Annotated in this window: 17 protein-coding genes and 1 riboswitch; of the genes, 5 read left to right on the top strand and 12 right to left on the bottom strand. The window is 71.7% G+C overall.

Annotated features, from left to right (window positions below; genetic code table 11):
• Window positions 1–73 precede the first annotated feature (73 nt).
• Both MWU75_RS13605 and MWU75_RS13600 read right to left on the bottom strand, forming a co-directional pair.
• Window positions 74–1,315 (bottom strand): NarK/NasA family nitrate transporter, encoded by a 1,242-nt coding sequence (locus MWU75_RS13605; RefSeq protein WP_247091671.1) that lies wholly within the window; start codon window positions 1,313–1,315, stop codon window positions 74–76.
• Window positions 1,316–1,405: 90 nt separating this feature from the next.
• Window positions 1,406–2,176: a helix-turn-helix domain-containing protein gene (locus tag MWU75_RS13600; RefSeq protein WP_247091669.1), complete on the bottom strand. Its 771-nt coding sequence runs from the start codon at window positions 2,174–2,176 to the stop codon at window positions 1,406–1,408.
• Window positions 2,177–2,231: 55 nt separating this feature from the next.
• Between MWU75_RS13600 and MWU75_RS13595 the strand changes: the two genes are divergently transcribed.
• The 4 genes from MWU75_RS13595 to MWU75_RS13580 are packed head-to-tail and all read left to right on the top strand — an operon-like array spanning window position 2,232 to window position 6,996.
• A complete protein-coding gene (locus MWU75_RS13595) occupies window positions 2,232–2,519 on the top strand; it encodes a DUF2249 domain-containing protein (RefSeq protein WP_247091666.1) in 288 nt (95 codons plus the stop codon).
• 60 nt (window positions 2,520–2,579) lie between these two features.
• Window positions 2,580–3,143: a hemerythrin domain-containing protein gene (locus tag MWU75_RS20000; RefSeq protein ID WP_281497242.1), complete on the top strand. Its 564-nt coding sequence runs from the start codon at window positions 2,580–2,582 to the stop codon at window positions 3,141–3,143.
• A gap of 14 nt (window positions 3,144–3,157) precedes the next feature.
• Window positions 3,158–4,276, top strand: a complete 1,119-nt coding sequence (locus MWU75_RS13585) for a hypothetical protein (protein ID WP_247091663.1) — start codon at window positions 3,158–3,160, stop codon at window positions 4,274–4,276.
• A complete protein-coding gene (locus MWU75_RS13580; protein WP_247091661.1) occupies window positions 4,273–6,996 on the top strand; it encodes a multicopper oxidase domain-containing protein in 2,724 nt (907 codons plus the stop codon). The genes MWU75_RS13585 and MWU75_RS13580 overlap by 4 nt, the downstream gene beginning before the upstream one ends.
• 25 nt (window positions 6,997–7,021) lie before the next feature.
• Here the strand turns inward: MWU75_RS13580 and MWU75_RS13575 are convergent, their stop codons facing one another.
• The 8 genes from MWU75_RS13575 to MWU75_RS13540 all read right to left on the bottom strand — a co-directional run bounded on the left by MWU75_RS13575 (window position 7,022) and on the right by MWU75_RS13540 (window position 16,076).
• The gene (locus tag MWU75_RS13575) at window positions 7,022–8,431 is read right to left on the bottom strand and encodes a hypothetical protein (protein ID WP_247091658.1); all 1,410 of its coding nucleotides are present in this window, start codon (window positions 8,429–8,431) and stop codon (window positions 7,022–7,024) included.
• A complete protein-coding gene (locus MWU75_RS13570; RefSeq protein ID WP_247091656.1) occupies window positions 8,428–9,978 on the bottom strand; it encodes a CHAT domain-containing protein in 1,551 nt (516 codons plus the stop codon). Before MWU75_RS13570 ends, MWU75_RS13575 begins: the two co-directional genes overlap by 4 nt.
• Entirely contained in the window at window positions 9,975–11,291 is a 1,317-nt protein-coding gene (locus tag MWU75_RS13565) for a hypothetical protein (protein WP_247091654.1), read from the bottom strand. Before MWU75_RS13565 ends, MWU75_RS13570 begins: the two co-directional genes overlap by 4 nt.
• 2 nt (window positions 11,292–11,293) lie before the next feature.
• Window positions 11,294–12,661, bottom strand: a complete 1,368-nt coding sequence (locus MWU75_RS13560; RefSeq protein ID WP_247091651.1) for a hypothetical protein — start codon at window positions 12,659–12,661, stop codon at window positions 11,294–11,296.
• 58 nt (window positions 12,662–12,719) lie between these two features.
• Entirely contained in the window at window positions 12,720–13,340 is a 621-nt protein-coding gene (locus MWU75_RS13555; RefSeq protein WP_247091649.1) for an L-threonylcarbamoyladenylate synthase, read from the bottom strand.
• Window positions 13,341–13,442: 102 nt separating this feature from the next.
• Window positions 13,443–14,375, bottom strand: a complete 933-nt coding sequence (locus MWU75_RS13550; protein WP_247091646.1) for a GNAT family N-acetyltransferase — start codon at window positions 14,373–14,375, stop codon at window positions 13,443–13,445.
• Window positions 14,376–14,418: 43 nt separating this feature from the next.
• The gene (locus tag MWU75_RS13545) at window positions 14,419–15,657 is read right to left on the bottom strand and encodes an APC family permease (protein ID WP_247091643.1); all 1,239 of its coding nucleotides are present in this window, start codon (window positions 15,655–15,657) and stop codon (window positions 14,419–14,421) included.
• Window positions 15,654–16,076 (bottom strand): OsmC family protein, encoded by a 423-nt coding sequence (locus MWU75_RS13540; protein WP_247091641.1) that lies wholly within the window; start codon window positions 16,074–16,076, stop codon window positions 15,654–15,656. Before MWU75_RS13540 ends, MWU75_RS13545 begins: the two co-directional genes overlap by 4 nt.
• A gap of 18 nt (window positions 16,077–16,094) precedes the next feature.
• Here MWU75_RS13540 and MWU75_RS13535 point away from each other — a divergent pair, with 18 nt between their 5' ends.
• Entirely contained in the window at window positions 16,095–16,676 is a 582-nt protein-coding gene (locus tag MWU75_RS13535) for a histidine phosphatase family protein (RefSeq protein WP_247091639.1), read from the top strand.
• Here the strand turns inward: MWU75_RS13535 and MWU75_RS13530 are convergent.
• Together MWU75_RS13530 and gcvP are read right to left on the bottom strand one after the other, a co-directional pair.
• Window positions 16,666–18,222 carry a glutamate--cysteine ligase gene (locus MWU75_RS13530; RefSeq protein WP_247091637.1) on the bottom strand — a complete coding sequence of 519 codons (1,557 nt, stop codon included), beginning with the start codon at window positions 18,220–18,222 and terminating at the stop codon, window positions 16,666–16,668. The two genes, MWU75_RS13535 and MWU75_RS13530, sit on opposite strands and share 11 nt — an antisense overlap.
• Window positions 18,223–18,323: 101 nt before the next feature.
• The gene (gene gcvP, locus MWU75_RS13525) at window positions 18,324–21,134 is read right to left on the bottom strand and encodes an aminomethyl-transferring glycine dehydrogenase (protein ID WP_247091635.1); all 2,811 of its coding nucleotides are present in this window, start codon (window positions 21,132–21,134) and stop codon (window positions 18,324–18,326) included.
• A 51-nt stretch (window positions 21,135–21,185) separates the two neighbouring features.
• A riboswitch (glycine riboswitch) is annotated at window positions 21,186–21,276 on the bottom strand.
• Window positions 21,277–21,296 lie beyond the last annotated feature (20 nt).

Here is a 21,296-nt window from a genome sequence, read left to right as displayed (position 1 = left end):
TCGTCCGCGGTCGCCAACCGCCCGCCCTTGGACCGTTCACGCAGGGGCACGCCGGAAGGGTGACGGGGCGCGCTCAGGCCTCCAGGGCCGCCTGCTCCTCTGCCTTGCGCCGGATGACCGTGATCGTGAGGGCCAGCGCCACGAGGGCGGTGGCCGCCAGGAGCAGCAGGCCCAGGGCGTAGGAGTCCGTGCGGCCGTAGATGTAGCCCATCAGCAGCGGCGGCAGGAACCCGCCGAGTCCGCCGCACGCACCCACGATGCCGGTCACGCCACCCACCCTGGCCGGTTCGGTGACCTTGGCGATGAGGGCGAACGTGGCACCGCTGCCAGCCCCCAGCGCGGCAGCCATACCCAGGAAGGCGAAGGTGCCGACGTGCTCCAGGATCGGGGTGAACGAGGCGATCGTCGCGCCGATCGCGACCGCGACGAAGCAGGCGGCGAGCACGTAGATGGCCCCGAACTTGTCCGCGAGCCACCCTCCGATCGGCCGGAAGATGACGGCGACGACCACGAATCCCGCCATCCGGTTCGACGCGTCGCCCGGATCAAGGTCGTAGGTGATCTTCAGGTAGGAGGGCAGGTAGACCGAGAAGGCGACATAGCCACCGAAGGCCACGGCGTAGAGGAAGGCCAGCAACCAGGTGATGGACAGCTTGGAGTTGGCCACCACCCGGCTGACCAGCGACCCCGGCGGCACCGTCCGTCCCGGCGCGTCGCGCATGATGAACCATGCGGCGACGGCGAAGACCGCCAGGCCGACGGCGGTCAGCAGGAACGGGAGGGTCTCGCTGGCCTCGTAGAGCGGCACGGTGGTCAGGGCACTGATGGCGGTGCCACCCATGCCGGCGCCGAAGATGCCGATCGCCAGTCCCCGCTGGCTGGGCGGGAACCAGGCGTTGACGAAGGGGACACCGATGGCGAACGCCGTGCCGCCGATGCCCAGGAAGAAGCCGGTGATCAGGAGCGCGGTGAGTGAGGACTGCCCCCCGAAACCGATGACGAGCACCGGGACGATGGTCGCCAGGGAGACGATCGGGAACATCACCCGCCCGCCGTACTTGTCGGTGAGGCCACCAACCGGGATCCGGCCCAGGGAACCGACGATGACCGGGACGGCGACGAGCAGGGCCACGTCCCCCTCCGTGATGTCGCCGAGCGTGCCCTCCTCTCGCCACAGGGGCCCGAGCGGGCTCAGGAGCGCCCAGGCCCAGAAGTTCACGGCGAAGCCGATCGTCGCCATGATCAGCATGGTCCAGGCCGTGCGGCTGGCGGTGGTCGTGGGTTTGTGCTCCGTGGTGCCCGGTGACGCGGACATCGCGCTCCTTCGTGTCGTGTGCGGAAACTGAGGAAACTCTGCTGGTCCTGCAAACACGTCAGCGCCGGTGAGGGTCGGCCGTGGCTGCGCTCAACTGCGGCCCGTCCCCTGCCCGTCACGCAGGTGCAGCCGGCAGGCGCCGGGTTCGCTGAACGCACGCAACTCGACCTCGGTGCTACCAGAACCGTACTGGTCGAGCGCCCCCTCTACCAGACCTTGGTGCACCTGGCAGATCACGTGCGGCATCTCCTCGGCCAGCTCCAGCAGTGGGCAGGTCCGCAGGGCGATCCCCTCGTCGGCCACAGCCTCGGTCTGCTCCGGCGACACCGGCGTGAACCCCAGGCGCGCCAGGAGCCGGACCACCAGGTCGATCGACGCCGCGTCCTGGGAGCTGGGTCCGGAAGACGGCGAGTCGGTCTGGGGTGACGCGGTTGTCCGGGGCTGCGCGGCCGCGAGCTGGGCCCCCCAGGCGCGGCCGATCTGCCGGGACTCCTCGGACGGGTCCGCCGAGCGGGAGGCGAGGTAGGTGGCGAAGGCCGTGGTCAGGCCGCGGTACTCGGTGAACGTGGGGTCGCTGACTCGCGGGGCCGCCCGGCCCTCGTCGGTGATCCGGTAGCGGTGCGCGGGCCTGCCGCGCCCGACGGGCGGCACGGTCTCCATGGCGACCAGCCCCGCCCCGACCAGGTCCTGGAGGTGGGCGCGCACCGTGTTGGCGTGGAGCCCCAACACGCCCACGAGGTCGGCGGTGGTGATCGGCCGGACCTGCTCCGCCAGGGCGGCGAGCACCCGCTCGGCGGGCGACTGGTCCGTCTCTCCCGACGGTCGCCAGGGCGCCGGGCCAAGCCGCGTCGATTTATCCACATCAGGAGTGTAATAATTGGGACATCCGATCCGCAAACCGAGGAGACCCCCCATCATGACCAGCGAGATCCCCGTCCAGGACGTGTCCGGCTGCGCGTGCGGTGAGCACGATGCGCAGGTGCCCGAGCTCGACGTCCGGGCCGTCCCCCACGCGATCCGCCACGCGACCGTGTTCGGCGCGCTGTCCGCCATCCGGGTCGGCGGTGCGCTGGACCTGGTGGCTCCCCACGACCCCAAGCCGCTGCTGGCCCAGATCGCTGACCGGGAGAACGGCGCGATCGACGTGGAGTATCTGGTGCCCGGCCCGGAGGCGTGGACGCTCCGCCTGACGCGCAGTCGCTGAACTAGCCTCGGTCCCACGGGGCCACTCCCCCACCCTCGCCACTGACGAAGGAGCGCCACCATGTGCTCGTACTGCGGGTGCCAGTCCATCACCGTCGTCGGCCGGTTCATGGCCGAGCACGACGAGATCATCAACGCCACCGGGGCGATGGTGCGAGCGGCCGCCACCGGTGACACCGCGGAGGTGAGGGAGACGGCGAAGGTCGTGGCACGCCTGCTCAACCCGCACACGCACGCCGAAGAGGTCGGCCTATTCAGTGTCATGCGAGAGCAGGAGGAGTTCACCGACCACATCGACGTGCTGTGCGGGGAGCACAGCACGCTGGACGAGCTGCTCGAGATCGTCGCGGCCGGTGACCTTGCCCGTGCGCCGGAGTTCGAGAAGGCACTCCGGACGCACATCGACAAGGAGGACAACGGCCTGTTCCCCGCGGCCGCCATGTCGCTGGACGGGCCGGAGTGGGAGCGGGTCGACGCGACGACGCCGGCCGCGGAGGCACCGGTGACCGACGGCCGCGGCCACCTCCTGCGCCCCGAGGAGCACGGCCACGACGACGGTCACCACCACGACCACGGGCACGACCACTCCCACGACCCCCACGGGGCGGGCCACCCGCACCCATGACCCAAGCCCCACCCGTGACCACGGCTCCCCCCGCCACGCCTGCGCCACGCCTGGCCCGCCCGGGCCGCTTCCTGTTGCTGGCCGGGGGTGGCGTGTGCCTGCTCGCGGGGCTCGATGCCAGCCTGCTGCTGCTCGGGCTCCCGGCCCCGGTGTCCCTGGCCCGCCTGGCCGACCTGCACGGGATCCTCATGGTGCTCGGCTTCCTCGGCACGGTCATCGCCCTTGAGCGCGCGGTCGCGCTGCGGCGGCGGTGGGGTCTGCTCGCGCCCGCCTGCCTGGGCCTGGGCGGGATCGCCCTGCTCTCCCCGGCTCCCCTCGTCGTCGGGCAGGTCCTGCTGGTGGTGGGGTGCCTGGCCCTGACCGCCGTCTACGCCGCGCTCTGGCGACGCGCCCAGGAGGTGACGGTCCTGGTGCAGCTGCTCGGCGCCATACTCGCCGGCTGCGGCGCCGCCCTCTGGGGCCACACCGACGTGGCCGTCGTCCTGCCCTGGCTGGTGGCCTTCCTGGTGCTGACCATCGCCGCCGAGCGTGCCGAGCTGGCCCGGCTCGCGATGCCCTCCGGAGCGGGTGAGCAGCTCCTTGCCCTGTCCGGCCTGCTCACTGTCGGGGTGACGCTCAGCCTGCTGTGGCCGACGTTGGGCGGGCCGGTGTTCGGCCTCGGCCTCCTGGCGATCACCGCCTGGCTGTCCGTGCACGACGTCGCCCGGCGCCTCATCCACTCCAGCGGGTTGCCGCGGTTCAGTTCCGCGGCGCTGCTGCTCGGCTACGGCTGGCTGGGGCTGGCCGGTGCCCTGTGGGCTCTCGGGGCGGTCCCCGACGCGGGCGGCGGCCCGCTGGCCAACCATCCCGCGGCCTACGACACCGTCGTTCACGCCACCTTCCTCGGGTTCGCGATCTCTATGGTGATGGCCCACGCGCCCGTCATCCTTCCGGCGGTCCTGTCGGTCCGGCTCCCCTACCGTCTCGTCCTGTGGGCACCCTTGGCGGTGCTGCACACCGGGCTGCTGATCCGCGTCACCGGCAACCTGCTCGGCGGCGGGGACCCCCTCGTCTATCAGGTCGGCTCCGTCCTGACCATCGTCGCGGTGCTGCTCCTGGTGCTCACCGCCGTCTATCTGGTGGCCACCTCATGAACCCCGCCCCGTCCTCCGCCCCCACGACGAAGCGCCCGGAGCGGGCACAGGCCCGCGGCCGCTGGGCGCTGCGCGACTACCCGGCGCTGTGGTGGATGGTGATGGCCGTCGGCGTCGCACTGATCCATCAGTGGGTCCCCGACGCCACCTGGCTGATGGTGCACCTGGTGCTGCTCGGGGCGCTGACCCACTCGATCTTCGTGTGGAGCACCCACTTCGCCCAGGCCCTGCTCAAGACGCCCGAGGCGCTCGACCCGAGGTCACGGCAGAGCCTGCGCCTGGCCCTGCTGTTCGTTGGCACGGCACTGGTCATGGTGGGCGTGCCGACGGCCCAGTGGTGGCTCGTCGTGCTCGGCGCCGTGCTCGTCTCGGCCGCCGTCGTCTGGCACGGCCTGATGCTCTGGCGCCGCCTGCGGAACGCTCTCCCCGGTCGCTTCCGCATCACGATCCGCTACTACCTGGTGGCCGCAGTCAGCCTCCCCGTCGGCATCGCCTTCGGTGCGGCGCTGGCCCTCGGCCTGAGCCAGACCTGGCACGACCGCCTGCTCACCGCACACATGATGACCAACCTGCTCGCCTGGGTCGGGCTGACGGTCACCGGCACGCTGGTCACCCTGTGGCCGACGATGCTGCGCACGCCGATGGACCCCCGGGCCGAGTCCCTGGCCCGGCAGGCGCTGCCCGTGCTGGTCGCGGCGCTGGTCGTCGTCAACAGCGGGGCGCTCGCCGGGCTCCGTCCGGTCACCGTCTCGGGTCTGGTCCTGTATGCCGCGGGGCTGGTCTGGTGGGGACGGGCCCTGTGGGCGCCGGCCCGTCGCCGGCCGCCGAGCGAGTTCGCCACCGCCTCCGTGGCGTGCGCCCTGGGGTGGCTCTCCGTCGGCCTCGTCACCACGACGGTCCTCGTGGCCCGAGGCGGCGTCAGTGACCGCGTCGGACTCCTGGCCTCGATCTTCGTGGTGGGCTTCGCCGCCCAGGTGCTCCCCGGTGCCCTGTCCTACCTGATGCCCACGGCGCTCGGTGGTGGCCCGTCGGTCGTGCGAGCGGGTCAGGCCGTCTTCAACACCCTCGCCGCGCTGCGGCTGGTGATCATCAATGTCGGCCTGGTCGTCTGCCTGGCACCGGTGCCCAGCCTCGTGCGCGTCGTCGTGTCGGTCCTGGTCCTCGTGGCGCTGGCCTCGTTCCTGCCCCTCATGGTGAGGGGGATCATCACCTCCGTGCGGGCTCGTCGTGCGCTCGCGGGGGGACTGCCGCCGATCGACCGCTCGGCGCGGGTCGATCGACCGTCCTCGTCGCTGACCCTCGCGCAGGTCGTGGCGGGTGCCTCCGCCGTGCTCGTCGCGATCACCGTCGGCGTGGGGCTGGACCCGGTCGCCGCCGGGATCGGGGCGTCCACGAGCGCGGCACCCCAGGACACCTCGGTCGTGGCCACGGGCGAGACCACGAGGGTCGAGGTCTCGGCCGCGGGGATGACCTTCACCCCCGACACGGTCACTGTGCCGCTCGGCAACCGGCTGGTCATCGACCTGGTCAACGACGACCCGTCGACCACCCACGACCTGGCCATCGCCGGCCAGAAGACGCCACGGCTGGGGCACGGGGAGCACGCGGAGATCGTCATCGACGTGGTCACCGGCCCGCTCGAGGGCTGGTGCACGATCGTCGGCCACCGCCAGAGCGGGATGACCTTCGACGTGCAGACCACCGGCGGGACGCCCGCCGCTGGGACCGACACCGGCGACGACGCCGGCCCCGGGGAGGCACCCGCGGACGGCACCGCTGGCAGCAGCACCGGCGGGTCCCACACCGACCACGGCAGCGGCCCGCTGCTCACGGACGACCCGCCCCCCGTCATACTGCCCGTCGACCCCGTGCTCGCGCCGGCCCCGGACGCCACCACCCACCGGATCACGCTGACCGCCCAGGAGGTGCCGCTGGAGGTCGCCCCCGGCCTCTGGCAGCAGCGGTGGACCTTCAACGGCCAGGCACCCGGCCCGACCCTGCGCGGCAAGGTCGGCGACGTCTTCGAGATCACGCTGGTCAACGACGGGACGATGGGTCACTCCCTGGACTTCCACGCCGGGGCGCTGGCCCCGGACGAGCCGATGCGCACGATCCCGCCGGGTGAGTCCCTGGTCTACCGGTTCACCGCGACGAGGTCGGGCATCTGGATGTATCACTGCTCGACCATGCCGATGTCCTCCCACATCGCCGCGGGGATGACCGGCGCCGTCATCATCGACCCGCCCGACCTGCCCGAGGTGGACCGGGAGTTCCTCCTGGTGCAGACCGAGGTCTACCTCGACTCTGTCGCGACCTCGGCGGAGGAGGCGACCGAGGTCAACGCGGACAAGATCGCCGCCGAGCAACCCGACCTGGTGGTCTTCAACGGCATCGCCAACCAGTATGACGAGCACGTGCTGGAGGCGAGGGTCGGCGAGCGGGTGCGCATCTGGGTGCTCGACTCCGGACCCAACCGTCCCAGCAGCTTCCATGTCGTCGGTGGGCAGTTCGACACGGTCTACCAGGAGGGGCGCTGGGTGCTGGGTTGCCCCGACGAGGAGGGCGATCCCACGGGCGGCAGCCAGGTGCTGGGGCTGCTGCCCGCCCAGGGAGGCTTCGTCGAGCTGGAGATGCCGGAGGCGGGTCACTACCCGCTGGTGTCCCACCTGATGATCGACGCCGAGCGCGGCGCGCACGGGATCCTCCGGGTGACCGAGTAAGTCGTCAGGTGGCTGCGGGACCGACTCAGCCGGGCAGCGGGATCGCCGCGGTCGGGTCACCGAGCAGCACCGTGCTGGCGCGGTCGTAGGCCGTGGCCTTGCTGTAGGTCGCCAGGTCGAGGGCGTTGGTCGCCCCGTCGTTGAAGTCCCTCAGCTGGCGACCGTGGTTGACCAGCAGCGAGCCGATGGGGTCGTAGTAGCCGGCCATGGCCAGGCCGACGGGCTGGCCACCGCAGATCCCGTCGTAGACCGCGCGCCGCAGGCTGGAGGTCAGGTCCTGGCGGGTGGAGGGGAACTCCATCGTCCAGTTGAAGGTCGGCTCGACCTGACCGATGAAGGCCCGCAGCGGCCTGGTCGCTCCCAGCAGGGCCCGGGGGGTCGGCGCGGTCTGCGCCCCGAGGCGCGCGACCTCGGTGAGCACCCGGCCGACCGATCCGGACGCGGCAAAGAGTCCCTCGTAGGCGGAGGGCTGGTCGGCCCCCGCCGAGCAGCACGCCTGCGCGAACCAGACCGCGCCGTCGGGCGACCATGCCTTGATCAGGGTCGCCGGATCGACGACCTGCTGTGAGCCATCCACGAGCCAGCCCAGCTCGCGCTGCATCGCCTCCGGGTCGCTGAGCGGGCCCGTCTTGCCGTGGCTGGTGGTGACCACGAGGGCGGGCCGCAGCTCGGCCAGGGCGGCCGCGAGCGCCGCCCCGGAGGCGTCTGCCTCGGACCCGTCGATGAACCGGGCGCCGGGCATGTCGCCGTCGTCCTTGAGCTGGGCCCACAGCGCCGCCCCGATGACCTCCCTCATCAGCGTGGTGATGTCGCCCCCACCGTGGTCGACCGACCAGACCAGCGGCGCGGCATACTGCGCCTGGGAGTCGGCCCACCCGGACTGGAGCGCGGTGACATAGTTGCCCAGCCCCTCCTCGTCCAGGTCGAGGCGACCGACGTGGCGGACCGGGTTGAGGGCGTACTGGACCTGCCAGGGCACCTCCGCCGGCGACGCGGCGATCAGGAGGTAGAGCGGCAGCTCCTTGGGCCCCATCCCCTGCGGCGAGGCAGCGGTGAAGAGGTCACCCTCGCTGGCATAGTCACGCAGCACCCACTGGGCCAGCGAGGTGCCCGGGCGGTAGCGCAGCACCTTGCCGCCCCGCGCTCGCACAAGGTCCCGGATCGGCTCGGGTGCGTCATCGGCCGTCCGCAGGGCGGCGGGCTCCAGCCCCTCCGGCTCGGGCAGGATGACCCCCCAGCCGATCCTGGGGTTGGCCCAGTCCGTGGGGTCGGCAGCCGTCGGCACCAGCTGACGCACCCCGAACTCGGCGGTGCCGACGGTCCAGCGGCCGAAGGTGTCGGCGAAGGTCCCGGTGGCCGGGCCCTCGTCGGTGAACGCGTTGGCGCGGACGGAGAGATCACGCAGCGGCGTGGGGGCTGGCGTCGCGCTGCTCACGGTGACCGCCGACCGTCCAGGAGCGCCTGCAGGCGGGCGATCTCCTGATCGATGTGGGCCAGCATCTCGGGGTCGCCGGCGGCCTCCACCTGAGCCCGCAGACCGGTGAGTGCGCGAACGCTCAGGGCCAGGGAGCGGCTCGACTCCCCCGCCTCGGGCGGCGGCTGCTCCGCTCCCCCGGCTCCGGGCTGCCCGTCGAGCGGTGGGCGCACGCGGTCCCCGGGACCGGGTGCGGGGGCTGCGGGATCCGGTGCCGGAGGTGGTGGCTGCACGGCGTCCGGCGGTGCCTGCCCAGGGTCCGGCGGCGGTGGCCCGTCGGGCGCGGGCGGCACAGGCGCGGGCGGCACCGGTGCTGACGGCGCAACGGGCTGCACCTGGAAGCTGGCGGGCCGGCTGTAGACCACGGGCAACGTCCACTCCTTCTTGGTGCCCCGCTGGGCGTCCAGCGGCTCGTACTGCTCGGCGATCTGCTCCCGTGCGCTGACCACCAGCCGGGCCCAGTCGACCGGGTCGGCCGACCGCTCCGGGTCGAGCAGCCGGTTGACCTCGGGGAGCAGCTGGTCGTAGAAGGCCCTGGTGAACAGCGTGGCGTCGTCGGAGCGGACGGGCTCGCGCATGCCCACGACCGCCGGGACCCCGCCCTCGGCGATCAGGTCGAGGGCGACCGAGCGGGCCGACTCCGGGTCGCCGGCCGCGGCCGTTTCACAGCTGTTGAGCACGACGAGCCAGGGCAGGTTGTCGATCGGTGGGTTGAAGGAGCGCAGATCGCGCGCCTCGACCATCAGGCTGCTCGCGGTCCCCTCCAGCCAGTCGGCCCGGGTCGCGACCTGCAGGTGGGGGCTGGTCCCGGTGGACAACCCGTGGCAGAACATGTGCAGGACGTGGGCGTTGAAGGTCTGCAGCCGCGCGGCGATGTCCACCACCGTCGAGGGCACGAACTCGACGGTGACCCAGTCCAGGCCCGCGGCGCTGATCTCCTGGTGCAACGCGTCCTCGCTGACCAGGACGACCAGCTCGACCGGCACCTCGGAGGCCTCGCACGCCGCCCGGAGCGCCCCCCACTCCGGTGCCCCCGGGACCCCGAGGCAGGAGAGCACCGCCGCGATCCGCAGCGGCGGCTCGAACAACCACGTGCCGGGCAGCGGACTGATCGACTCGACGATGCGGCCGACCGCCCACCGCTCGTCCAGACCCAGGAAGTCGCCGTCCTGGGTGCACAGCGCCTCCCACGGGAAGCCCTCCGCACCGCCGGTGGTCAGCTCGACGAAGACCGGGAACCGGTTGGGAGGTTGGACCAGGAGGGCGGCCTCGATGTGCTTGCGCAGGTCGGGGTTGTTGGCGATGAGCGCGTCGAAGAGCACCCGGCCCGCCTCGCGGACGGCGTTCTCCGGCGGCACGCCGTGCAGCGCCTGGAAGGTCGGGTCCGTCGCGGACACTGAGAGCTCGACCGCCTGGCGGCCGAAAGCCGGGGGTTCCTTGAGCTGGATCCCGAGGGTGGTGCCGCTTGAGGTGCTCAGACCCACGACGCTGAAGACGATGCGGCTCATGACTCATCCCTCAGCTCGACCGAACGTCGCTCGAGCACGTCGGACACCCGCCGGAGCGCGGCCACGGCCTCGGCGTCGATCGCGCCGCCCTGACTGGCGCTCCACTGGGCCTGCAGGGACTCCAGGTAGCGGGTGCCGGAGGCCACCGACGCGGGGGTGTCCGGGGCGTCCAGCACCTCGCGGGTCGCCTCGCCGACCATCGCCGAGTGCCCGGTGCGGGTGATGAGGTTCTCCTCGGGATACTCCACGAACTTGGGGTGGGCCCAGGCACAGATACCCGGCAGCGGCTCGGTGACCGACTCCTTCCCCGCGAAGACGAGCTCGACCACGCGGGTGAGCTGGCCGACGTCGGGGTCCTGCATCAGGTCGTGGGCGATGCTGATGCCGGGGCTGTTGATCGCCAGCGTGTCCGCGACATCCCGCAACCCGGCACCGGAGTAGTTGTCCGGCGGACCGCTGACCAGGAAGGTCCATGCCCCGCGGGCGGCCACGAACTGGGCGAGCTGGGCCGCGCCGACAAACTCGGCGTGCTCTCCTGCACGGCTCGTGGGCGTGGCGGCGAGCGCCACGGCTCCGCGACCGCCGGACAGGTAGCCGTAGCCCACCAGGTGCACGACATCGAGGGCCAGTCCCTCCAGGGCCCCTCCGATCCACTCCAGCCACGGGTTGCTCACCATCGAGGAGGGGTAGGCGACCTCCTCCCACCGGGCCGGGTCCGCCAGCTTCACGCCGTCCATCCCCTCGACCAGCTCGGCGACCTGCTCGTGGGCCCACCCGTCGCAGAACAGGTGGACGCGGGTCCGCTTGCCCGACATGGTCAGCCAGAGGCGGGCGAGGCGCGCGAGGGTGGCCGCCGGGTCGAACTCGCCGCCGAGCACGGTCGAGCTCGCGCACAGCGCCACCTCGATGGTCGGCGACTGGGCCTGTGGCCGGACCGTGTAGTTCGGCAGGCGCACCAGCGGGCGCCCCAGCGGCTGGAGGAGCTGCTCCCACGGGATCAGGTGCAGATAGCCGCGCGGGCTCACCAGCTCCAACCAGATCGCGTTGTCCGGTGGCGAGTCCGACATGCCGAGATCCGACATCCTCCGGGACAGCTCGTACATCACGTCGGAGGGCAGACTGAACTGGTCGTCGGTGACCGTGACCTCGTCGGGGAAGTCGACCGGCCCGAGCTCCGCGACGGGGCACTGGGCCACCAGCTCCGGCTCCGCCCCGCCTCGCACCAGCCAGAAGCACACCGCCACCCGGCCCCCGTCGCGGTAGGCGATCCGCAGGGACGGCAGGTCGTGCTCGGCGCGCACCAGCTGGGCCACGGCTACTCCATGACCTGGCAGAGCAGCGCCCAGGCCGTCGCCGCGTTCTGCACGTCACCGTGGCCGCTGATGACGTCGTCCGCGCGGATGGCGAGCACCTCGGTGGTGGGCAGGTCGTAGCGATGCGGCGCGGTCCGGGCGTCCACGACGGTGACCGAGGAGGTGTCCTGCGGTCCGAACCCACCCAGTGCGGCGTACTCCGACGGCGCCCCGGCAATGACGGCCTCCCGCTTGTCCGAGGCTCGCCGGGCGGCGAAGTGGAAGAGCTTCGTGAGTGGCGCGTCGTGGCGGCTGAAGGTCGTCATGATGGGCTGCTTCGACCGCTCCAGCGCGGGACGGTAGCCTCCCGCACGGTTCCCTCCGGACGCGTCGGCGAAGCACTTCGCCGAGGTCGCCGGCTGCAGGAGCAGGACCGACTCCACCTGTCGTGACGGGGCGGAGCCGTGGGCGAGTGCCGACAACACCACTTTGGCTCCGTAGCTGTGGCCCACCAGGTGGACCCGGGACTCCTCGGAGGCGGCGAGTATGCCGTGGAGCATGGTGCGCACCCCGGCTGCCCCGACGCGGCCGGCCCGGTCCTTCATCAGCAGGACGGTGGCGCTCCTGATCACGTTGCGCGGGTTCAGCTTGTCGAGCCAGCCCGCGGTCTGCGGTCCGGCGGTCGTGTCATCGGAGGCGTCGGGGGCGAAGCCGCCGCGTTCGGGCGGGGGGTCTGTGTCACCGTCCGGGATGGTGCTCCACAGCGCGACGAGGTCGGCGGCGTCAGGGGTGACCTCCTCCCCGGTGCCGGTCTCGTCGTCGCGGCCGGTCAGCACCGGCACGAGCAGGGCGGCGAAGTCCAGGGCGTCCTGGCCACGCAGCTCCTCCCGCTCGGCGAGCTCGTAGAGCCGGGCGGCCTGGTCGGGAGTCAGGTCCTCGGCCAGCAGGTCGACGGGCACCGCCTCCTCGGGGTCCTGGTCGGACGCGGTGCCCGCGGCGATGTCCGGGCCCTGCTCGTCCTGCATGACCAGCACGGTGCTCGGCCAGTGGACACCGACCAGGACAGGCCGGAACGGACGCGTCTCGGGGTGCCAGTGGGCGGCGTGCGAGCGCGTGAACTGGGTGATGAACTGGTCGTAGCGACGGGTCGCGGCGGCCCAGTCGTTGTTCCAGCCGTGGCTGAACAGGAAGACGTCGGTGGCGTCGGCGGCAGCGTCCACGAGATGCGCCAGGCTCGCGGGACTGGTGCACACGCCCCGCTTGTCGAAACGGATGACGTAGAACGGGACCGTGGTGCCACCCGGTCCTGCCACGGTCTTCCAGGGACCCTTGATCGCAGCCATCGTGCCTCGGCTCTCGGGAGAAGCAGTGAGCACCTGTGCGCTCGTCATCGAGCGTACTCAGGCCCCGTCTGAGCGTCTACATCCTCCAGGATGACATCGGCCGGGGTCAGGCGAAGGCGGTGGAGTCCCCGGCGCCCTCACGGACCACCTGCGGGTAGCCGTCGGAGAAGTCGATGACCGTCGTCGGCTCGTTGCCGGTCTCGTCCCCGTCGATGACGATGTCCACCTGGTCGTCGAGACGCTCCTTGATCTCCCAGCCCATCGCGAGGGGCTCCTCGTCCCCCGGCAGCAGAAGTGTGCTGGAGAGCATCGGCTCACCGAGCTCGGCCAGGATCGCCTGGGTGATCCGGTGCTCGGGGATCCGCACACCGACGGTCTTCTTCTTGGGGTGCTGCAACTTGCGGGGCACCCCCGGGGTGGCCGGCAGGATGAAGGTGAACGGACCCGGCGTCGCGGCCTTCACCGCCCGGAAGACGGCGTTGTCCAGGTGCACGAACTGCCCGAGCTGGGCGAAGTCCGCGCACACCAGGGTGAAGTGGTGCTTGTCGTCGAGCGCTCGGATGCGGATGATCCGGTCCTTGGCCTCCTGGTTGCCGAGCTGGGCCCCGAGCGCGAAGCAGGCATCCGTGGGATAGGCGACCAGTCCGCCCCCGCGGAGGGTGTCGACCACTCGGTTGACGAGTCGGGGCTGCGGATCGACGGGATGGATGTCGAGGAAGGTAGCCATGCGTCACCCTAACCAGCCCGTTGCCCCTGTGCCTCCCGGTCGGGAGTATGCCGCGTGGTGGGCTCCCGAGGCCGCCTGCCCGTCGCGGCCGGGAGCCCAGGGTCAGGGGGCGGGTGCGTCCCGGTGGTAGAGGCAGGTCACCTTGGACAGGGAGAAGCCCGCCCGCTCGTACAGCCGCGTGGCACCGGTGGGGCTCGCTGAGTCGACGTCGAGCGCCACGTAGTCGAACCCCTCGGCCAGGCTCACCGTGCGCAGCAGGGCCGCGTGGGCCAGACCCCGGCCCCGGGCGGCGGGCACCGTGCCCACCCGGCTGACATAGAGCTCCTCCGGGACCCAGGTCCCCGCCAGGACGTAGGCGAGCACCCTCCCCTGCGGGTCGAGCGCCACCGTGGAGGCCGCCATCCGGTTGGATCGCGCGCCCCAGGTGTCGGCCCAGTCCTCCGGGGACTGCGGCCCGGAGCCCCAGTGGTCCCGGAACGCCTCGTTGTGCGCCAGCCGGGTGGCCTCCCGGTGCTCGTCAGTCGGTGACACCAGGACCGCGTCGACCTCGGGCACCTCGACCGGCGAACCGTCGAGGACCCGCCTCATCTCGTTCCAGTAGCGGACGATCGCATACCCCCGGTGCTCGAGCATCGGCCGGACCGAGGCGCCCTCGACCCCACCGGAGACCGACCAGGTCACCGGTGCCCCGGGCGCCACCTGAGCCGCCAGCTCCCGCCCGCGGGGCTCCATCCGGTCCATCAGCTCGGTGCCCAGACCCCGTCGCCGGACGTCGGGGTGGATGCCGCCGCCCAGGTAGGCCTTCACCCGACCGTCGTGCGTGGCACGGCACCTCAGCTGGCCGTAGCCGATGAGCCGGTCGCCCTCCCACAACGCCCACGAGTCCAGCTCCGGGGTGAAACCGTGCTCGGTCAGCTCCTCCGCGAGGTCCTCGGCCTCGTAGAACTCCTCGGTCTGGTCCACCCGGGCGAGCAGGTTGGTCAGCTCTGCCCAGGCGGGCACGTCCTCCGGGCGCAGGTGGCTCCACGTCGTCATGACCGACAGTGTTGCTCGCCGCCGGGCACGGGACCACCGGTTTTCAGCGAACCGCCGGGGTGTCGCGGCGCCTCGTCACGCCATACAGGAGGATCCCGACGACCAGCACCACGACGCCGCCCAGGACCGACGCCCAGGGCAGGGTCAGGGCCAGCACCACGCACCCGGTCAGCCCCACCAGCGGCACCACAGCGACCCAGCGCCAGTCGCGCAGGGTCCGGGCGCTGGCGTTGGCGATCGCGTAGTAGGTCAGCACCCCGAAGCTCGAGAAGCCGATGGCGCCCCGCAGGTCCGCCACGAGCACCAGCACCAGGACGACGGCGCCGACGCCGAGCTCGGCGTGCTGGGGCACCCCCCTGTCGTTGACGCGGGCGACCACGGCGGGGAGGTGCCCGTCGCGGCCCATCGCCAGGGCCGTCCGGGAGACACCCAGCACCAGGTTGAGCAGGGCGCCACAGGCGGCGAGCACCGCTGCCGCGCGGACGGCCCAGACCCACGGGGAGGACAGGACCACGCCGGTGGCTGCGGCGACGGGGTCGGTGACCCGGGCCAGCTGCTCCGGCCCCAGGACCGCGAGGGTGAGCACCGCGACCACGGCATACAGCAGCAGGACGGCCGCGACCGTGATCGCCACGGCGCGCGGGATCGTGCTGCGCGGCTCCACCACCTCCTCGGCGAGGGTGGCGATGCGGGCGTACCCGGCGAAGGCGAAGAAGATCAGTCCGGCGCCCTGGAGCACGCCGTAGACGTTGAGGTCGTCGGCGAACACGGCTGGCCGGGAGACGACCTCACCGCCGAGGGCTCCGGCCACGATCACCCCGGCCAGCACGGCGATCACGAGGGTGCTGATCACCCGGGACACCCGGGCCGAGCGCTGCACCCCGGTGAGGTTGAGTCCGGTCGCGACGACCACCGCGACCGCAGCGGCAACGCGTTCCCGGCCGGGCGCGACATAGGCGGCGATCGCCATCGCCATCGCGGCGCACGAGGCCAGCTTGCCGACCACGAAGGCCCACCCCGCGAGATAGCCCGCGAAGTCCCCGAGTCGCTCCCGGCCATAGACATAGGTGCCGCCCGCGGACGGGTAGCGCGCGGCGAGGGCTGCCGAGGACCACGCGTTGCAGACGGCGACGAGAGCCGCCAGCACCAGGCTCAGCAGCAGCCAGGAGCCCGCAGCCCGGGCGGCTGGTCCCCAGACGACGAAGAGACCGGCGCCGATCATCGACCCCAGGCCGATGGCGACGGCGTCGCCCAGACCGAGGCTCCGGGTGAGGGTGGTCACCTGACGGTATAGGTGACAGGGGCGGACAGCTGGACCGTGCGGGAGACGGTGCACAGCCGGTCCCGGGACCTGGCGACCGCGTCCGGCAGCCGGGTGCGGGCCGCGTCCCCGCCCTCCCCCTCGGGGAAGGTGATGTCGAAGGAGATCCGGACCTCCCCCAGGTGGTTGCCCTGCTCGTCGCTGAGCTTCTCGGACTCGCCGGTCACCTCGAATCCGGTGGGCTCGGCGAGCCGGCTGGTCAGGTAGTCCACGTCGATCGCCGAGCAGCCCGCCATCGCCACCAGCAGCAGCTCGACGGGGGTGAAGTCGGTGGAGCTGCCGTCCCCGAACGGCAGCCGCCCCCCGCGGGCGTTCACCGCCTCGTAGGCGCCCTTCTCGGTGCGGGTCAGGGAGATGCTTCGCAGGTTGTCAGCGGTCATAGGGACTAGCCTGCCAGAGTGAGTCCTCGACTGATCCTGGTCCGCCACGGTGCGACGGAGTGGTCCGAGTCCGGCCAGCACACCGGCCTGACCGACCTGCCGCTGCTGCCCGAGGGAGAGGCCGGCGCCCAGTCACTGGCGCCCTTCCTGGCACGCTTCGACTTCGTGCACGTCCGGTCCTCGCCGCTGCAGCGCGCCAGCCGCACCGCCGAGCTGGCCGGCGTCACCGTCGACGAGGTCGACCCCGACCTGGCCGAGTGGGACTACGGTGCCTACGAGGGCATCAGCACCGCCCAGGTCCGGGCGGAGACCGGCACGGACTGGTCGGTCTGGCGCGACGGTGTTACACCCGGCGCGACGCCCGGGGAGACGGTCGAGGAGGTCGCTGCGCGGGCCAGCCGGGTGCTGGCCGCGGTCGGGCAGTATGACGGGGACGTCGCCCTGTTCGGTCACGGCCAGGCGCTGCGGATCCTGACCGCGGTCTTCCTGCGGACCGAGCCCAGGTTCGGGGCGCACCTGACCTTCGAGACCGGCGCGATCGGCATACTGGGTCACCACCGGGAGGACCCGGTGATCGAGGGATGGAACCTCAGGCCGTGACCGGCTCCGCCGGGCCACTCGTCGGCGCCGACTCGGTCTCGGGATCGGGTGCGGTGACCTTGGGCAGCGGCCAGGTGTGGACCGGCTCGTTGGCCTCCATGTGGTCCAGGTAGAGCGCGAACATCTTCTTCAGCGCCGTCGGGCGGTCGTCCCCGGCCGCCTCGAAACGCTGGGTGCAGGCGACCTGCCAGGACGAACCGTTCTGCGCCGACCGGCAGCGCTCGGCGAGCACGTCCAGGTAGTGGGAGCGCACCTCGCGGCGCAGACCCAGGCCCGCCAGGCCCTCGTCGGCCATCGGCAGCAGGTGCTCGGCGACCAGTTCGGTCACCGGCACCCGCCCGACCCCCGGCCAGCTCAGCACCGAGGAGATCCCGTGTCGGGCCGCCTCGTCGAAGTTGGTGGCGGCATCCTCGAAGGGCATCTTGGTCCAGATCGGGCGCCCGCTGCTGGTGAGCTTCTCGAGCAGGCCGTAGTAGAAGCAGGCGTTGGCCACCATGTCGATGACCGTCGGTCCGGCGGGTAGGACGCGGTTCTCGACCCGCAGGTGCGGCACGCCCCGGACGTTGTCGTAGATCGGCCGGTTCCAGCGGTAGACGGTGCCGTTGTGCAGCCGGAGCTCGCCCAGCTCGGGCACCTCGCCGGCCTTGTAGACCGCGACCGGGTCCTCCTGGCTCTGCTCGGGCAGCAGCGCGGGGTAGCAGCGGACGTTCTCCTCGAACAGGTCGAAGATCGAGGTGATCCAGCGGTCCCCGAAGTAGGCCCGCGGGCGCACCCCCTGCGCCTTGAGCTCGATCGAGCGTGTGTCCACCATCTGGGTGAACAGCGGGATCCGGGTCTCGGCCCACAGCTGGCGGCCGAACAGGTAGGGCGAGTTGGCCGCCAGGCCGACCTGGACCCCGGTGATGGCCGACGCGGCGTTCCAGTAGAGCGGGAAGTCCTGCGGCGTGACCTGCTGGTGGAGCTGGACCGAGGTGCACCCGGACAACGGGCCGATCGTCTCGAAGTAGCCGGAGACACGCTCGCCCGTCGGCCCCTCGATGTCCAGCTCCAGCCCCTCGCCGCGCTCGGCCAGGATCGCGTTGTTGAGCGCGGTGTAGCGGACCCCGAGGCTCAGCCAGTCGCCGTCGAACAGGTCCTGCATCAGGGTGGGCAGTATGCCGACCGCCGCCACCTGCGCGCCGTGCCCCCGGGCGGCGTCCCCGGCCCGGCGCAACGACTCGTTGAGCCAGCGCTCCAGGCGCACCGCCTGGTCCCCCGCCATCGGCCGGGGCGCGACGTTCATCTCGATGTTGTAGCGGCCGACCTCGGCCTGGAAGTCGAACTCCGAGCCCTCCAGCTCGGCGAGCACCGTGCCGTTGATCAGCGCCGGGTCGAGGTTGCCGTCGACCAGGTTGAGCTCGATCTCCAGGCCCATCTGGGGTCGGGTGAAGTCGAACCGGCTCTGCTCCAGCATGTGCTCGAAGACATCGAGGGACTGCAGGACCTTGTGCCGGTAGGCCAACCGGTCCTCGCGGGTGAACGCTGCTGAGCTGACTTCCTGACCCATAGTGCGCCTCCTGACGTTGCAGACAGACTAGTCAGACGGCGACGCTTTGTGCCGCCTGACACGGACCCGCGTCGTCCGCGGCGGGCGTAGGTCGTGTCGGATCAGTCCTCGAAAGCCTCCGGCGGCGGGCAGGAGCAGACCAGGTTGCGGTCGCCGAACGCACCGTCGATGCGCTTGACCGGCGGCCAGTACTTCGCCTCCGGGCCACCCGGGAAGACCGCTGACATCCGGTCGTAGGGATGGCCCCACTCCCCCGCCAGCTCCACCGCGGTGTGCGGAGCGTTGGCGAGCATCGCCCGGGAGGCCTCGTCGTCCATCTCGGCCCGGATCGCGATCATGGCGTCGATGAACCGGTCCAGCTCCCCGAGGTCCTCGCTCTCGGTGGGCTCGACCATCAGCGTGCCGGCGACCGGGAAGCTCATCGTCGGGGCGTGGAAGCCGTAGTCGATGAGGCGCTTGGCGACGTCGTCGACGGTGACCCCCGTCTCCTTGGTCAGGCCGCGCAGGTCGAGGATGCACTCGTGGGCGACCAGCCCGTTCTTCCCGGAGTACAGGACCGGGTAGTGGTCCGCCAGGCGGGCGGCGATGTAGTTGGCGTTGAGCACTGCGACCTCGGCCGACCGCGTCAGACCGGCACCACCCATCAGCCGGACGTAGGCCCACGAGATCGGCAGGATGCCTGCGGAGCCGTAGGGAGCGGCGGCGATGGCCCCGACCCCGGACTCCGGTCCCGCCTGGTTGTCCAGCGGGTGACTCGGCAGGTGAGGCGCCAGGTGCTCGCGGACCGCGACCGGACCCACGCCCGGGCCGCCACCACCGTGCGGGATGCAGAACGTCTTGTGGAGGTTGAGGTGTGAGACGTCGCCGCCGAACTCGCCAGGCTTGGCCAGGCCCATCAGCGCGTTGAGGTTCGCACCGTCGACGTAGACCTGACCACCGGCCTCGTGGACCAGCTCGCACAGCTCGGTGATGGTCTCCTCGTAGACGCCGTGGGTGGAGGGGTAGGTGACCATGATGGCCGCCAGTTCCGCCCGGTGCTTGTCGATCTTGGCCCGTAGGTCGTCCATGTCGATGCTGCCGTCGGGCGCCGTCCTCACGACCGCGACCTTCAGGCCGGCCATCACCGCGCTCGCCGCGTTGGTCCCGTGGGCGCTGGCCGGGATCAGGCAGACCGTGCGTGCGTCGTCGCCGTTGGCCAGGTGGTAGGACCGGATGGCCAGGAGCCCGGCGAACTCCCCCTGGGACCCGGCGTTGGGCTGCAGGCTCACCTGGTCGTAGCCGGTGATCTCGGCCAGCCACTGGGACAGCTCGGCCACGATCCGGCGCGACCCGACGGTCTGGTCGTGCGGGGCGAACGGGTGCAGGGAGGCGAACTCCGGCCAGGTGATGGCCTCCATCTCGGTGGTGGCGTTGAGCTTCATCGTGCAGGAGCCGAGCGGGATCATGCCGCGGTTCAGCGCGAAGTCCTTGTCCGCCAGGGAGGTGATGTAGCGCAGCATCTGGGTCTCGCTGCGGTGGGTGGCGAAGACCGGGTGGGTCAGGTAGTCGCTGGTGCGGTTGTGCACCTCGTCCCAGGCGGTGCCCTCGGGGGCCTCCGCCGCTTCGACGCCGAAGGCTGCCAGCACGGTGTCTAGGTCGGCGGTCGTGACCACCTCGTCCGTGCTCAGCAGGACGTGGTCGTCGTCGACCTGCCACAGGTTGACGCCCCCCTCGAGAGCCTTGGCGACCACCGAGGCGTCGCCCCGCACCGTCAGGGTGTCGAAGAAGTTCTCGGTCAGGACATCCACTCCCCCAGCCGCCAGCGCCTCCCGGACGTAGCGCGCCTTGGCGTGCACCTGCTCGGCGATCCGGCGCAGGCCCTCGGGCCCGTGCCACACGGCATACATGCTGGCCATGACGGCCAGCAGCACCTGGGAGGTGCAGATGTTGGAGGTGGCCTTCTCGCGGCGGATGTGCTGCTCGCGGGTCTGCAGGGCCAGGCGGTAGGCCGGGGCACCGGCCGCGTCCTTGCTGACGCCTACGAGGCGCCCGGGCAGGGTGCGCTCCAGACCCTCGCGGACGCTCATGTAGCCGGCGTGCGGGCCACCGAACGCCATGGGCACCCCGAAGCGCTGGGTGGAGCCGACCGCGACGTCCGCCCCCCACTCGCCCGGGGCCCGGAGCACGGTCAGGGCGAGGAGGTCGGCTGCGACCGTGACGAGCCCGCCGCCCGCGTGGATCGCCTCGGTCAGGGCGGACCAGTCCCGGATCTCCCCGTCGGCGCCGGGGTACTGCACGACCGCACCGAAGACCGGCCTGCCGTCTGCCAGTGCCTCCGGGTCGGACAGGTCACCGGTGACCAGCTCGATGTCCAGGGAGCGCGCACGCGTGGCCAGGACCGCGGCGCTCTGCGGGAACAGGTGCTCATCGACCAGCAGCACCGCGTCGTCGGCGACCTTGGACGCTCGGCGCATCAAGGTCATCGCCTCGGCCACCGCGGTGCCCTCGTCGAGCAGCGAGGCACCGGCCGTCTGCAGGCCGGTGAGGTCGGAGACGACGGTCTGGAAGTTGAGCAGGGCCTCCAGCCTGCCCTGGGAGATCTCGGGCTGGTAGGGGGTGTAGGCGGTGTACCAGGCGGGGTTCTCCAGGACGTTGCGCTTGACGACCGGCGGGGTCTGTGTGCCGTAGTAGCCCAGGCCGATCATCGAGGTGACCACCGTGTTCTGGGCCGCGACCTCACGCAGCTCGGCCAGCGCCGCCTGCTCAGACTCGGCCGCCGGCACCTCCAGCGGCGCAGCCGCGCGGATCCGCTCCGGCACGGCCGCGTCGACGAGCGCCTCCAGGGAGTCGTACCCGAGGGTCTGCAGCATGGTGGTGATGTCGGTGTCGCGGGGACCGATGTGCCGGCTGGCGAACTCAGGCAACAGTGACAAGAGGACTCCTCAGGTCGGCCCCCTCTGTCCGGGTGTCCCGTTCAGAGTTGCCTCGACCGCGCGTTCCTTGCGCCTGAGAGCTTGGCGGGGAGAATGCCCCTTCGGCGCCCCAACGAGGTGAGGTCTCTCACGCGGGTGTCAACAGCGCGGCCAGTCTAGCGA

The organism is Ornithinimicrobium sp. F0845 (genome assembly GCF_023015765.1).
GTDB lineage: Bacteria > Actinomycetota > Actinomycetes > Actinomycetales > Dermatophilaceae > Ornithinicoccus.
This window is presented reverse-complemented; position numbering and strand designations above follow the sequence as displayed.